Source organism: Marisediminitalea sp. (assembly GCF_984433645.1).
This window is the reverse complement of the sequence record NZ_CFIDRX010000003.1, coordinates 1-14,814: the sequence shown is the minus strand read 5'-3', so window position 1 is coordinate 14,814 and position 14,814 is coordinate 1. Positions and strand designations below refer to the sequence as shown.

Sequence of the window (14,814 nt, the reverse complement as noted above, 5' to 3'; positions counted from 1 at the left end):
AAGATAAAATGCGTTCATGAACACAGAGTTTACACTATTTGACCGGCAGCTAACGTTGATTCGTTACCCGGCCAAGCATCAACACAAAAGCCTGCAGGCCTGGGACAGTGCCGATGAACTGGTTATCGAACACCTGTTAACCGAGCAATGCGTGCCTGACGCTCAGCCATGGATAATCATGAACGATGATTTTGGATCACTGGCTACGTTTTTTGCCGGTCAGAACGCGACTACGGCTGTTCCGACCTGGGTTAGCGACTCAACCATTGCCCGCTTGTCCCTGGCAGAAAACCTGCAGGTTAATCATTGTAAACAGGTAGACGTGGTTGATTGCCTGGCCTCTTTACCGACCGCTCCGGCGCTGGTTGTTATTAAAGTCCCCCGAACCCTTGCGCTTCTGGAACACCAGCTTATTCAACTGCGCAGTGTAGTGTCGGCGCAAACGCATATTGTTGCCGCCGCCAAGGTTAAAGCCGTTACCCGCGGCGTGTTAGATCTGTTTGAGAAGTATCTCGGCCCAACCCGTACTTCACTGGCCAAAAAGAAGTCCCGACTGATCTTCTGTGAAGCCGACTCCAGCAAACTCAATACGCCTGTCTCATCGCCCTATCCGACCCGCTGGCAATGCAAGCTGGCAACCGGTCAGGCAGTCTCGGTGAGTAACCACGCCAATGTGTTTTCCCGGCAGTCTCTGGACATCGGAGCTCGCCTGTTACTGGAACATATGACCGTCGCAGACCATGACCATGTTGTCGATTTGGGTTGTGGCAACGGCGTACTTGGACTCAATGCCCTGTCACTGGCGCCGGGATGCAAAGTAACCTTTGTTGATGAATCACTGATGGCGGTTGAGTCAGCCAAAGACAACGTGGCAAACAATTTTCAAGATCAAGTTGAGCAATGCGAGTTTGTTGCCAGCAACTGTCTGGAGTCACTGCTGGATCGCCCTTACAGACCGTTAGTGACAAAAGTGTTTTGTAATCCCCCTTTTCACCAGCAAAACGCCATCACCGACCATATTGCCTGGCAGATGTTTCACGATGCCTATGAACTGCTTAATAAAGGCGGTCATCTTATCGTGGTAGCCAACCGCCATTTAGATTATTACCCTAAATTAAAGCGCTTATTTGGTGGCGTAAACACCATCGCCAATGACCGAAAGTTCGTAATTTACAGCGCAGCGAAACGATAAGGAGTCCTCATGCTGAGATCATTACTACTGTGTTTAGCGTTGATAACTGCACCTGCATTTGCCGCGAAGAAAGCCGATGACGGCTCGCAAATTCAACCTGACAATTACTACCCCAGAGTAAAACTGGAAACATCCATGGGTGACATTGTCATCGAGCTGGACCGCAGAAAAGCCCCCATTACGGTGAACAACTTTTTGCGCTATGTCGACAAGCGCAGCTACGAAGAAACCATTTTCCACCGTGTTGTGCCCGGGTTTGTTGTCCAAGGTGGCGGTTACACTGTCGACTTTGACGAAAAGCCTTCGTACCCGGAAATCTATAACGAGTCGGGTAACGGATTGAAAAACTCACTGTACTCTGTCGCCATGGCGAGACAAAATGACCCGCATACGGCAACGCGTCAGTTTTTCTTTAATCTGGACGACAACGACAGTCTCGACCCGGGCAGAAACTGGGGCTACACCGTGTTCGGTGCGGTAGTTGAAGGGTACGAAGTCGTTGATGCCATGGGTGAGGTAGAAACTGAATACAAAGCGCTGTTGGGGTTCGCTGACGCGCCCGTAGAACCCATTATTTTGCACAAAGCGACGGTGTTACCAGAACTCTAATCGTCAGGGCTTCTCCATGCACTGGCGAAAGTAATCCGGCTTTCGCCAGATGCCTTGGACTGATACATGGCCTTATCCGCCAAGCTCAATAAATCCGCTTCCTCTTGTGCATCATCCGGGAAACACGCCACGCCGATACTGGCGCCAACGTCTACCACGATGTCCTGAATCAGATAAGGCTTGCAAATGGCGGCCAGTATTTTTTCCACCAGCGCTTTGCATTGTTGATAGTTTGCTACGTCAGTCAGGATCAGTGTAAATTCATCACCGCCAATTCTGGCAACCGTATCTGATTCCCTCACCGTATCACGCATTCTAACTGCAACGCGACCTAATAGAAGATCGCCAAATTTATGTCCGTATTGGTCGTTAACACTTTTAAAACCATTGAGGTCAATAAACAACACAGCCAGTTTTTCGCCCCGACGGCTGGCATGTTTTAATTCCAAATCGAGCCTGTCTTTGAACAAATGACGATTGGGCAAATCAGTTAACTGATCGTGATAAGCTAACTGGGCCAGTTCCTGCTGCTGTACAACAGATACTGTATCGTCTATTACGGTATACACCGTTGCGGGCTTGTTGTTTAGCGTCACCTTGCTCACTTCAAGCTTGCAGTGATACCGTTCCCCGTATTTTCTGAGCCCATAGGTTTTACCCTCATAATCAACTAGCAGCACAGATTTTTTCTTGTTCAGAAGTTCTTGCTGAGAAAAGCCGCTCATCTCAGCCATTACCTTATTGGCTCTTACGATTGACCCACTGGCGTCAACAACGATGATCCCTGTCGCGATACGATTCATTATGTTATCGACCAGGTCCAGTGTGTGGTGCGCTTTTCTGACCCGCAGTCTGTATAAAATGATGGCAACGCTAAAATTAACCAGCGCCAAAAGAAACGCTATTCCCTGGAAAAAGCGAATGCGTTGCGCCTCTTCCTGTGTTTCATGTTCGAGTTCTACGGTGAGGGCGTTCATTAGTGCGAGCAGCGCGAGGTTTTTTCGTTGCGCGACATCGTTGGCTTGCTGAAGTAACAGCGTATCGAATTCCCGCCCTATCAACTGGCGAACCTTCTGCCTTAACGGTGCCCATTCACGTAACGCCTGATTGATAATTTTCCGTGTGGCTTCACTGGTTAGCGGCGCAACTTCTATCATGTCAGACTCTGCGGAGAATGTTCGTCCCCCTCGATGAAAGGCATCTAATGTGTATTCAAAGCGGTCGAAGGTGCTGCTCAGCTCGTCCAGGTACTCAAGATAGACCTGTTCATTCTGAATATTTTTGTCCATCAGCAACAGTGTTTTAACCATACGTTGGCTCAACATACGCTGACGACCAGACAAGTTAATATTTATGGCTTGCTGTTCAATTCGGTATGACAACCAGACATTTAAAGACAGGGCAATAAAATCGAAAAGAAGAAACAGTACAATAGCAAGTACAGTGAGTGAGCTTCCTTCTTTTTTGCTAAAGGAAGCCAGCGCGTTTTTGATACCAGAATACATGGACACTAGTGCATCCCTCACTAGGTAATTGTGCAAATTTGCAGATATACGCCGCGTTTGAATTTGCTAATCCAAACATTTTACTCAGTTATTATTTAATATAGCGTATAGCAAATATACTGCGCCTTGCGATGCAAAAAAACAAGGCTCTACCTGCAACTTTTAGCTAAAACCCCCATAAGCCAATATTATCGATCTTCAACCGTCTTGGCTGTTGCAGCAGATACACAACCATGCCCGCAATATCTTCATTTTGAATCAGACCATCGTCAATGGCTTCATCAGGTTGACGTGATGACTGGATCAGTGCAGGGTTTAGCGAATGTACATGGATACCATATTCACGCACTTCCTCCTGCAATGCCTTTCCAAGGCCCACCATGGCAAACTTCGACGCGCAATACACGCCGGCTTTCGCATAGCCATTCAACGCGGCCTGTGAAGCAATATTAATAATGTATCCCTCGCGATTTTCTATCATTGCAGGCACCGTCTCTTTGCACATCAGAAACGTCCCTTTCACGTTGGTATTCATTACCTCATCCCAGTCGGCTTCAGGGGTTTCCCACACCCGGGTTTCCTTGCCAAAACCACTGTTGTTGATCAACACATGTACGCTGCCAAACTGTCGAATAACCTGTTGCACAAAGTTTGCGGTCTCGCTGGCATCACTCACATCGCACACCGCGCCAAACAGGCGGTTGCCAAATCGTTCGGACAAATCCTCAACGGTATCTGCAATCGTTTTTTCAGTCCGTCCACAGATGGCCACTGACATCCCTTCAGCCAGTAAATATTCGGTGATAGTGCGGCCAAGTCCTTTACCGCCGCCGGTTACGATAGCCACCTTATTAGTGAGTGAATATATTTGGTTCATAATGCTTTCCCTTGTTTTTATAAGCCAGACGCCGGGTTTAGTTTGAGGTTAACCGAGCGTTGTGATGGATAGCAATAGCCTGCATTGCAGGTAATGACAACGTGAATTGCCCGGCGTCGTTTATCACAATTTCCTCTCCGGTACACTGCTGTTTTTTTGTATCCAGCCCGCCGGTTAGTACATTGCAATACCGTCCTTCCGGCAGAGAGGTCAACAGCGTCTTGTTAAGGCGCTGTTCGCTGGCATTAATCACCACATAGCCGCTGCTCCCCCGGCCAAATGCAATCTGGTCACTGCCATTGTCCCACCAGTTTGTGACGTCGGTATGCGCAGACGTATTGCGCCTGAAATCCACCGCACCTCCGATATAGGGCCGGCGATGTTCACATTGCCATGCCTTGTTAAAACAAGCGGGTTTTGCATCACCGTGCACATTCACACCAGGCGGCCCTGCGTCGGTATCACCGTCAAATGCATAACTCGACATCACTTTAGGATAACCATATGGCCAGGCGAGCATGAAGACGTTGGCTAAGTCATATAACCGGCCGTCTTCAAAAGTAATGACATGACCACCGCCGCCGTGTCCACGTTGATTATCATGGTTATCGACAAACACCACGGCGTCGCCAGAAGCTAACCACTGCCCCGCTCCCACCTGTTCGTGTAGCGAAGCCAGCGTCCCACGGCTGAAAGCCTCTCCAATTGCCAGCGAATAGTTAAACTCAGTGACAGCGCCATTGTCGGTATATTCCGAGGCACGTATAGGTTCACCGCCCTGGTCGATGACTTCCTGAAATACCCATGGTTCCCCTTCTACCTGCTCCAATATCTGCTTTATGTCGCGCGCAGGCATATGCTTCGATGCATCAATACGAAAGCCGGCTACGCCAATGTTGACCAGATCATTCAAATACCCGGCAATACGCGCCTGTACTTGCGGGTCTTCGGTTTTGAGATCGGCGAGACCAACCAATTCACACTGTTGAACATTGTCCCGGTCCCGGTAATTAGTAATACCGCAATCCATGTGAAAATCTTTGGGGGTAAAATCAGGGAATTGCTTTCGTTCAAATGCGGTTCCGGTGAGACTGCGACCACTGCCTGCAGCCATATGATTGATCACTGCATCAACGTAGATATCCACACCAACCGCTTTACACCGCTGTACCATATCGATGAATTCAGCACGATTGCCACTGCGACTTATTAATACATAGCTAACCGGTTGATAACGCGTCCACCATTGTGAACCGGCTCTGTGTTCACTCGGCGGCGATACCTGCACGGTGCTGTAGCCATGTGGCCCAAGAAACGCCTCACATTCAGCTGCAATGTCAGGCCAGCGCCATTCAAACAGGTGTACAAAAGTGTCGGCCTGTAAATCAGGCTGCGCCATGAGTTTGAACGGACAACACAACGCCACGGCAAGCACGGTAAAACGCAAAAAGCGACTCAGTATGGCAAACATGATTCGAATTCCTGGCAATAAAAGAGATAACAACCCTAGGTGCTATCCGCTTTGCCCTCAATAAGAATACGTATGCAGTGAAAGTTCGTTAACCTTGTGCATTCCACAGCGTCTGAAACGACAAGTAGGCTTTTGAACCTCCTAAGCCTTCTTGTTTAGCTGCTTTTTCAGGCCTTTCAAAATTTTTGCAAAGCGCTTGTCTTCCTCGCCTTGAATTGACGCCAGGGCATTTTTTGCTTGTTCGACATCATTGGCATTTAAGCGTAGCTCGGCCAGGCGCAAGTGAGCCCAGTTCATGCTGGGTAAATGGGTCGTTTCGATATTAGTCGCGTTATATTCTTCAATGTATTGCTCAAGTGCAGTTATTCCGCTTTGGGTATAGTCACCACTCTCTACTGCAAGCTGACCAAGACGGTACTTTCCATAGAGCAAATTGCTTTTGTTCTTTTCATAGGCTTCCCACGCTTCCGACTCAGTATCTTCAACGGACACAACCGACGCCGTTAGCAGTGCAGATAACGCATTAAACGCGTCCTCGTAGCGCTCATCTGAGAGATAAAAACTGCCTAATTCGTAGCTGGCACGTATTTTCGTCTCGTCTTGCTGAGAGAGTGATTCATAGATAGCACTGGCCTTTTCCGTTTGTTCATCTTCGAGATAAAACTTCGCTTTCGCAAACTGCCCCTCAAGCGCATCGAGCGTGGCGATTTTGTCGGCCAGTTTCTCGGCCTCTTCCATATCACCGCCAGCAATAGAGGGGGCCATTAAATGAAACTGCATCAGTGCCTGATAGACGTTTACTTCTTCCGGCGCAACGGTGATCGCCGCTTCTAAACTGTGTTTCGCTTTTTCCGCATAGCCTAACGCAGAGAAAATGCTGCTCGATGCCTGCGCGCCCATTACGCTGGCATGCGTGTGATAGGCTCTGTAATCGTCTTTGTAGTGCGCTATAAATTCTTCGGCAATCTCTTCCGCGTCATCCAGATCGGTATTCATAAGCGCAGAAATAAGCATGTTGTACTGCTCAGGTGTCTTTGAATTGGTGTCTTCCAGCGCTGAAATAACGAATTCGTAATCACCTTGCTTAAAGTGCTCATCGAGCAATTCGGCGTTGATTCCGACGCTATCTGGCAATGCCTGTAACGGTAACGACAGTGACACCAGGACAGCAAAAGCCAGTGTGGATGACGCTTTTTTAAAAGTCATTTCAATTCCTTTTGATAAACACGTTGTGGAAAAATTGATGGCCTGCAACGTAACAACCAGCCAACCGTAATTTGAACATTTAACGTAAACTACCTTAGCCAGAATCATTGTAAACCGTTCATTTGTAACAAAATCAGAAACAACTCAATGTCTGGACGTGCGGGTAGCAACCGCTTATTAGAGCAACATTGACAGCAAATGTTCCTTGAATCAGGACTTATTCAGGCGCTATCGTTGTCAGAAAGAACTGGTGGGCGGGCACGTCTCGCTGAAAAAACTTGCCCATGGCGGTGAAGCCGGCTTTTTCCAATAAGTGTAAAGAGCGAGTATTGTCGCAACGACAGATCGCACTGATCTTAGAGTTAAGCCCGGACTTTGCAGCCCACCTGAGGGCTAAAGTCACCGCCTCTAATGCCAACCCCTGTCCTCTGCCATGCGGCGAAAATGCATAACCGAGATCCGGGCAATCTAAAAACGAGCGATGCAGAAAACCACATAAGCCAACGCGGCTGTCGCCTTCTACCACATCACTTTCAACTACCCAGAGACCAAAGCCTTGCTGGGAGAAACTGCTACTTGACGTATTGATATATTGTTTGGCTTCGTCGGGCTCTTTTACCCCGCGATCGCCAATAAAGTAGAGCCAGTCCGGATCGCTGGTAATTGCCAGCACGAAATCCACATCCTCTGTGGTTAGCTGACGAAAGCGCACGCGCCCTGATTCAATAACCGTATTCACGTAACAACCCGTCGATGACAGTGTGCTGCGCCGCACTGACCCGCGCAGCTCTGGGGTAATTGGGGGACGACCGGTCATTAACTCGTGGATGATTCCAGGCTTTTGTAGAGTGAATGAATTCGCGTGCTGCCGCTTCGCCGCCCAGCTCCAGGCAACCCGCCAGACACGTATCGATGTAAGATTGATTGACCGGGAAGTCATTGGTTGCCGGATGGGTATCCAGCGTTTCGCATATCCACAGGTCCCGTTCAGACAACCAGGATGCGAGAGTCTCGTTCACCTCTGCATCGTAGGGCAAGCAAAGTTGCGCCTCGCTTACCCGTGTAAAACGATAGTCCTGTTCGCGTTGTTGAATACTTGGGTCGAGGTGTGACGGTACTAACTGCGCATTTAACCAGGCATCGGCCTGTTGATACGCACCGACATAGGTTTGTTTCTCAGGCAATGAGCGTGTTACCCACGCCCGTTCAAATCCGAGTACACTGACGGCAATGCCATGATGAGGGATATTGGAATGGCGATGGCGCGAATCGGCATTCATCAGGCTGCCGTACCCCATGATAACATGGGGTTCATCAACCGCCTTCAACCACTTTTCCAGTGCCGCCGGAGTCATTGGGTATCTATTAATTTGCCGTGCGCTGGCGCACGATTTCATACAAACAAACACCCGTTGCGACCGAGACGTTCAGGCTAGAAACGCTGCCCGCCATGGGGAGTTTAACCAGCTCATCGCAATGTTCCCGGCTAAGACGTCGCATGCCTTTACCTTCTGCGCCCATCACCAGTGCCATTGGACCGGTCAGTTTGCAGTCGTAAATCAGCTGTTCCGCTTCACCTGCGGTGCCGATAACCCAGACACCCTTTTGCTGAATGTGTTTAAGCGTACGAGACAAGTTTGTCACCTGAATGAAGGGCACCACTTCGGCTGCGCCACACGCCACTTTACGCGCGGTAGCAGTTAGCCCGCCAGATTTATCCTTAGGCACAACCACGGCGTGCGCGCCCGCTGCATCAGCGGTTCGTAAACAGGCCCCAATGTTGTGAGGGTCTGTCACGCCGTCTAAAAACAATAACAGGGGAGAATCGGTATTATCCAGCAAATAGTCCAGATCACTTTCGTCGAGGGTTTTCGCCGGCTTCGCCCGGGCAACAATTCCCTGGTGCTGCTCACCATTTACTTTGTCATCCAGCACCTTGCGGTTACAGAATTGTACTGACACCCCCATACGGCGCGCGGTATTCACAATAGATTGTAAGCGCGCATCATCACGTCCTTTAAGGACCATGATTTCAATTAACCGTTCGGGTTCTTTGTCGATCACAGCCTGCAATGCATGCAGACCATAAAGCCACTCTTGCTGTGCCATTAACGTCGTTTACCTTTGTTCTTATTGGGTTTCTTTGAGCCTCGCTTTTTCGGTGGCGGGGCGGATTTGGGTGTGCCTCGACTGCCTTTGGCGTCGGCCGTTTTGCGAGGTTCCCGTTTCTTCATGACTTTGACCTTTTTACCGGTCGTCGCTTTTAACCATTTATTGTCGAGGATGAGGTCAATTTTACGCTCATCCAGATTCACTGCAGCGACTTTTACCTGTAGTTGATCGCCTAATCGGTATTGACGCGCGCCGCTGTCACCAGCCAGGCATTGTTTTACATCATCATAGCGATAGTAGTCGTCATCCAGTGAGGTAATATGCACCAGTCCGTCGATATGGTATTCGGTGATCCGCACAAAAATACCAAAACCGGTTACCGAGCTGACGACCCCTTCAAAGGTCTCGCCAACATGGTCCTGCATGAATTCACACTTGAGCCAGTCTGCAACGTCCCGGGTGGCGTCATCCGCTCGACGCTCGGTCATAGAACACTGCTCACCGAGCTGCTCAATTTCCTCTGCGCTGTAAGCTTTAGCACCGTGCACCGTCTGCCCTTGTTTCTTCAGAATTGCTTTAATTGTTCGGTGAACAACTAAGTCCGGGTAACGCCGTATGGGTGAAGTAAAGTGGGCATAGGCGTCGAGCGCCAACCCAAAGTGGCCGATATTCTCACCGTCATATATGGCCTGCTTCATAGACCGCAATAACATGGTTTGGATCAGTTCCTGATCAGGACGGTACAGTGTTTTCGATACCACGTCGGTAAAATCAGCAGGCGCCGCGCCATCGGTAATGCGGTGTGGAATGCCAATTTCACCTAAGTAAGCGGTAAATGCGGCCAATCTGTCGGCATCGGGTTTGTCATGCACCCGGAACAACGCATGCGCTTTATTCGCTTCAATGAACTGAGCGGCACTCACATTAGCCATGATCATACATTCTTCAATGAGCTTATGCGCATCATTGCGCTCAATAGGCACAATATTTTCAATTTTGCGCTGTGCATTGAACACGAATTTACTTTCCTGAGTTTCAAACTCAATGGCACCACGCAAACCACGCGCTTTTTTCAGGGCGCGATACAAATCATGCAGATTGCGTAAATGCGGTACAAAGCTTTCGTAACGCTGATGGAGTTCTTTGTCACCCTGAAGTATTTGCCAGACTTTGGTGTAGGTGAAGCGCGCGTGAGAATTCATCACTGCTTCATAAAACTGATATTGCTTGAGCTGCCCTTGCGGACTGATGGTCATTTCACACACCATACACAAGCGGTCGACTTCCGGGTTCAGCGAACACAACCCGTTCGACAGTACTTCTGGCAGCATGGGGACAACCTGGTCCGGGAAGTATACTGAGTTACCCCGGTTCAGCGCTTCTGTGTCTAAAGCTGTGCCCATTCGCACGTACTGACTGACATCGGCAATGGCGACCCAAAGCTGCCAGCCACCGTCATCCAACGGCTCACAAAATACCGCGTCGTCGAAGTCACGTGCATCTGCACCGTCAATGGTAACCAGCGGTAGTTGGCGTAAGTCGATACGTCCGGCTTTTGCTTCTTCGTCTACGGTATCACCCAACCCTTCAATTTGGCGGGTAACGCCTTTTGGCCACTGATGCGGGATATCGAACGTGCGCAGGGCCATTTCGATTTCCATGCCCGGCGCCATATGCTCGCCGAGCACTTCAACAATGCGCCCAACCGGATTTACCCGTCGACGCGGTCGCTGCGTGATCTCAACAACAACCACGTGCCCCTGACGTGCGCCGTGGGCATGCTCAGGCGGGATGATGATCTCATGATTAATTCGGCTGTCGTCAGGAATAACAACGCCCATACCTTGTTCGGTGAAATAGCGGCCAACAATGGGCTCTTTGCGCGGTTCGATAACCTGATTGATAAAGGCTTCGCGCTTACCTCGCCTGTCGGTACCACTTTCTCTGGCTTCAACAAAATCATCATGCAACAGGTTTTGCATTTGCCCTGCGCTAATAAACAAGTCGCCGGATTTGTCTTCTGGTCGCAGAAAGCCGTAACCATCGCGATGGCCAATCACGCGTCCACGAAACAGCTGCTCTTGTTGCAGCACCGCATAACGCTTTTGTTTAGTAAATTGAATTTGCCCTTCGCGCTCCATGGCGCGTAAACGGCGTTGAATACCAATACGACTGTCTTCGTCCAGCGCATTCACACTGTGGCAAATATCCATAAAGGACATGGGTTTGCCGTATTTTTTCAGTGTTTCCAGCAAATATTCACGGCTGGCGACTGGATTGTCGTATTTGGATTTTTCCCGCTCGAAATGCGGATCTTTACTCATAATATATGGATCTTCCTTATAGTCTGTTTGCAGTATAACAGCTTGCCTTCAAAGCGTGTGCCCTTTTATTTTTTGCCAAATAAAAAGGCCCGCTGAATCAGCAGGCCTTTTCAATACAACACGTAAAACGCGAAATGACTAACGTTATTGGGTTTTCATATTGCTGTGGAATGTTGCCATGTCAGCAATCGGTTTCGCGCCTTCCAGGCCTGCAAATGGCTTATCGGCAAATTTTGCACCGCGCATTTGTACAGACACTCTTGCTGCGTCTTTGTTCAGCATGGTTTTAGCGTAGAAGTCTTTTAATCCTTCCAACGTCACATTTTCAACGGCAGCAATGAGCTTTTCCTTACTGTCGAAATCATAGTTTTCTTTGTACCAATCAGCCATGAACGGCGTAACTTCATCCTGCAGGTTCTTCGGCGGCTCTTTCAGCGTAACCAATGTACTGGCTTTTAACTGCGCGAAGGTCTCTTCGGTCATGCTGTTTAGCTGCTCTACATACTCCTGCTTGAAGGTATCAAAGCGAGCCTGCATAGCCTCTACATCTTTAACCGGCGTCTGAATGTACATGGCAAAACCGGTGTAATCGCCAATTTGCACAGCTGCGCCACCTACGGCATAAGCCAACTGCTCTTCGGTACGCAATTTATCGAATGCTGCCGTGCGGAAATGACCGCGTAACACTGATGCCTGTGCCTGCGCCTCGAAGCCAGCTTCAGGGTGAACGGAAACATCAACAATGGCAACATCAGCCACATCGAGATCTTGCTGCCACAGCAGTTTTTCACCTGGCTGAGGCTTCCAGAAATCGCGGTAGTCATACGCAATGGCTTTACGATCTTCAGGCAACGCTGCAGTAATTTGTGCAACAGCACTTTCCAAATCTTTGCTGTCGTAGTTACCGAATGCAAAGACACGTAACTGATGCTCGCCCAATAAGGCCGGCATGTAGGCAGTTAAATCTGAAGGCTTGAGCGATTGCGCAGTGGCAATCAACGCCTCTGTGTTGAAGTTACCTTTACGGACCAGACGACCATAAGCATCAAATGCCTGATAGAACGGGAACTGTTTGCCCTGGTTTTGTAAGCCGCGAATGAAACGGTCTACCGCCTGGGCAAAGTTCTGTTCATTGACGTCTACCACCAGCGCGCCAAGCGCTTGTTTTAACAGCTGTGGTTGCTTGTCGGTAAAGCCTGACAGGGTCATTCTCAAGCCATTACCGTCGTTCAGTTTCAGGTTCATACCCGCAATACTGGCTTCTGTCATAAGCGCACTTTGCTGCAGCGAGTACAAATCTTTCCAAAGCGTGGTCAGCACATTCGCTTTAATATCGGTTTCGGCTTTACCGTTGTTGATATAGATTTCCATGGCGCCGCGCGGCTGATCGGCAAACGCTTTGCTTGGGTAATGCCAAACTTTAATGTCGTCTTTATCAACAACCAGCTCAGGCTTTGCTTTGCTGCCAGTGTCTTTAATTTCAAAGTTTTCAGGCAGTAGATTGTTGACTGCAGGCAACTGCAGTGGGATTTGGGGCGCTTGTTTCCAACTCGCGACTTCTTCCTGACCAATATCGGCAACCTTGTATTTACCGTCGTAGAAATGCAGCTGACTGTCCGACGGCTCGCCTTTACTGATATACCAAATGCGTAGATGTTCTGGTGTCAATTGCGCCAGTACGTCGTTAATAGCCTGAGCATCAAAGGCTTCGTAATAGTACGGCGAAGATACCGCATGTTTGGCAGGAACGTTTTGCATAGCCGCGGCCAGATTCGACACATAACCGAATTCATCGCCTTTTTCCAGGAAGCGGAACTGATTATTCAGGCTGGTTTTGATTTCGCTGAAATATTTCTCATCAACGCCTTTTTCACGAATCAGGTCGATGTATTGCATTACAACCGCCACAATAGCTTCGCGGTTTTGCATACCTGCATCGGTTAAATCAATATCAATGCTGAAAGAGCCGTAGTTCCCATACATATCAGGTGATGCGCTGGCGACCAGGTTGGAAATAAGCCCCATCCCTTTCAACTGATAGGCTGGCGTACCTGGCATCTCTGAGCCAATTAAGTACGTCAGGTATTTGTTGGGCTTTGACGCATACTGATCGCTGTTATTGGTGATGGTAAAATCAATTTTCAGCTGTTTTACGTCTTCGTTTGGCACATAGTGAATACGTTTGCCGCCGACTTTGGCAAAGTCCAGCGTCTCTGTGACTTCCGGATCTTCAATTTGCTTGTTCTTGATGTCACCAAAGTACTGGGTAGCCAGTGCTTTCATTTCACTCAGCGGACGGTTGCTGATCATCGCGACTTTCATAATATTGGCAGAATAATACTGATCGTAGAAGTTCACCGTCTCGGTGTGCAGCTTACTGCCTTCTTTGTCGCCCAGGGTTTCCAGGTTTCCGATTAGGAAACGGTTCGCCGGGTGATCACCCATCAGGTTTCGCGCCAGCTTAAACTGACCAAAGAAATCCATTTCGCGGCGCATTGACCATTCAGCATTTACCGCGTTCTTTTCTTTGTCAGTATATTCAGGGTAAAGCTTAGGGGCCTTAAAGAAATCAGAAAAACGATCTAGCGCTTCCGGGTAGCCCTCGTTATTGACCTTGAACATGTAGTTAGTGATGTCCAGCCAGGTATAAGCATTGTGCTGACCGCCATTGGCCGTCATAAAGTCGGTATAACCTTTGGTGTCAGGAAAACGCTCCGTCCCCAAAAACAACATATGCTCCAGATAGTGAGCCATACCTTGTTGAGACATAGGGTCATGCAGCAGACCAACGCTAACACTCAGTGCGGCAGCTGACTTTTCTGCGTCGGGATCTGACACCAGCATCACCTCAACGCTATTCGGTAAGGTAAACGTATCGTACTGGCGATTGTCGTTCGCAGAAATAATGACTGATGGCGCAACCGCCTCTGCATTGGTTTGTGTAGGGGTAACTTGTTTCGCTTGCTCTGCACTACATCCAGCCAGAATAGCCAGTGTAACTGCACTCATAGCAAAGAGCTTTTTCATTCTAGGTGCCTTGTATTATCTGTATTTAGTGGACATATACGTAAAACGCCGCCAAAAGACGCAATGAATGTTGCTCATCTGTCGCACGTATATGTATACCTTTTTGGGTATCGCAACATTAAGCAAACTTTGCGTCACTGGCTACTGCCCTTAAACACAGTATTGTAAAAAAGTATGTCTAATGACTGCAGAACGCAGTGCTAACGATGTTGGTCGATAAGAATGGCGTTGCCGTCGGGGTCAAGGAATGCAATGCTTTCCGGCCCCTCCCCGCCTGGTTCAGTGGGTTTTGTCAGTTCAACGCCTTGCGCAACCAGTTGCGCCTCGATCTCTCTGACATCGGTAAAACTGTCCAGGTTTCGGGCGTTTTGATCCCAACCCGGATTAAACGTAAGTACATTACCTTCGAACATGCCCTGAAACAGACCAATGATGTGGTCACCGTTTTTCATAATAAGCCAATGCTGAGTAATATCACCGCCGAACACGGT

Annotated in this window: 12 protein-coding genes; 2 read left to right on the top strand and 10 right to left on the bottom strand. The window is 48.9% G+C overall.

What is annotated here, in order from left to right:
• Positions 1-16 precede the first annotated feature (16 nt).
• Both AC4MRN_RS00855 and AC4MRN_RS00850 read left to right on the top strand, forming a co-directional pair.
• Complete coding sequence (locus tag AC4MRN_RS00855; protein WP_491202226.1) at positions 17-1,192, top strand: methyltransferase; 1,176 nt, start codon at positions 17-19, stop codon at positions 1,190-1,192.
• Between the two features lie 9 nt (positions 1,193-1,201).
• On the top strand, positions 1,202-1,801 hold the full coding sequence (locus tag AC4MRN_RS00850) for a peptidylprolyl isomerase (protein ID WP_073320604.1): 600 nt from the start codon (positions 1,202-1,204) through the stop codon (positions 1,799-1,801).
• Here the strand turns inward: AC4MRN_RS00850 and AC4MRN_RS00845 are convergent.
• The 10 genes from AC4MRN_RS00845 to AC4MRN_RS00800 all read right to left on the bottom strand — a co-directional run.
• Positions 1,798-3,306, bottom strand: a complete 1,509-nt coding sequence (locus AC4MRN_RS00845) for a diguanylate cyclase domain-containing protein (RefSeq protein WP_491202251.1) — start codon at positions 3,304-3,306, stop codon at positions 1,798-1,800. The two genes, AC4MRN_RS00850 and AC4MRN_RS00845, sit on opposite strands and share 4 nt — an antisense overlap.
• Positions 3,307-3,472: 166 nt before the next feature.
• The gene (locus AC4MRN_RS00840; protein WP_491202225.1) at positions 3,473-4,183 is read right to left on the bottom strand and encodes an SDR family oxidoreductase; all 711 of its coding nucleotides are present in this window, start codon (positions 4,181-4,183) and stop codon (positions 3,473-3,475) included.
• 37 nt (positions 4,184-4,220) lie between these two features.
• Entirely contained in the window at positions 4,221-5,654 is a 1,434-nt protein-coding gene (locus tag AC4MRN_RS00835; protein WP_491202224.1) for an alpha-amylase, read from the bottom strand.
• 141 nt (positions 5,655-5,795) lie between these two features.
• Positions 5,796-6,860 (bottom strand): tetratricopeptide repeat protein, encoded by a 1,065-nt coding sequence (locus tag AC4MRN_RS00830; RefSeq protein ID WP_491202223.1) that lies wholly within the window; start codon positions 6,858-6,860, stop codon positions 5,796-5,798.
• 217 nt (positions 6,861-7,077) lie between these two features.
• Entirely contained in the window at positions 7,078-7,599 is a 522-nt protein-coding gene (locus tag AC4MRN_RS00825; RefSeq protein ID WP_491202222.1) for a GNAT family N-acetyltransferase, read from the bottom strand.
• Positions 7,583-8,215: a gamma-glutamylcyclotransferase gene (locus AC4MRN_RS00820; RefSeq protein WP_491202221.1), complete on the bottom strand. Its 633-nt coding sequence runs from the start codon at positions 8,213-8,215 to the stop codon at positions 7,583-7,585. Before AC4MRN_RS00820 ends, AC4MRN_RS00825 begins: the two co-directional genes overlap by 17 nt.
• Before the next feature lie 10 nt (positions 8,216-8,225).
• Positions 8,226-8,969 carry a 23S rRNA (guanosine(2251)-2'-O)-methyltransferase RlmB gene (gene rlmB, locus AC4MRN_RS00815; RefSeq protein ID WP_491202220.1) on the bottom strand — a complete coding sequence of 248 codons (744 nt, stop codon included), beginning with the start codon at positions 8,967-8,969 and terminating at the stop codon, positions 8,226-8,228.
• On the bottom strand, positions 8,969-11,296 hold the full coding sequence (gene rnr, locus AC4MRN_RS00810) for a ribonuclease R (RefSeq protein WP_491202219.1): 2,328 nt from the start codon (positions 11,294-11,296) through the stop codon (positions 8,969-8,971). The genes rlmB and rnr overlap by 1 nt, the downstream gene beginning before the upstream one ends.
• A gap of 144 nt (positions 11,297-11,440) precedes the next feature.
• Positions 11,441-14,323: an insulinase family protein gene (locus AC4MRN_RS00805; protein WP_491202218.1), complete on the bottom strand. Its 2,883-nt coding sequence runs from the start codon at positions 14,321-14,323 to the stop codon at positions 11,441-11,443.
• Positions 14,324-14,523: 200 nt separating this feature from the next.
• A partial coding sequence (locus AC4MRN_RS00800; RefSeq protein WP_491202217.1) for a VOC family protein occupies positions 14,524-14,814 on the bottom strand: 291 nt, incomplete at its 5' end.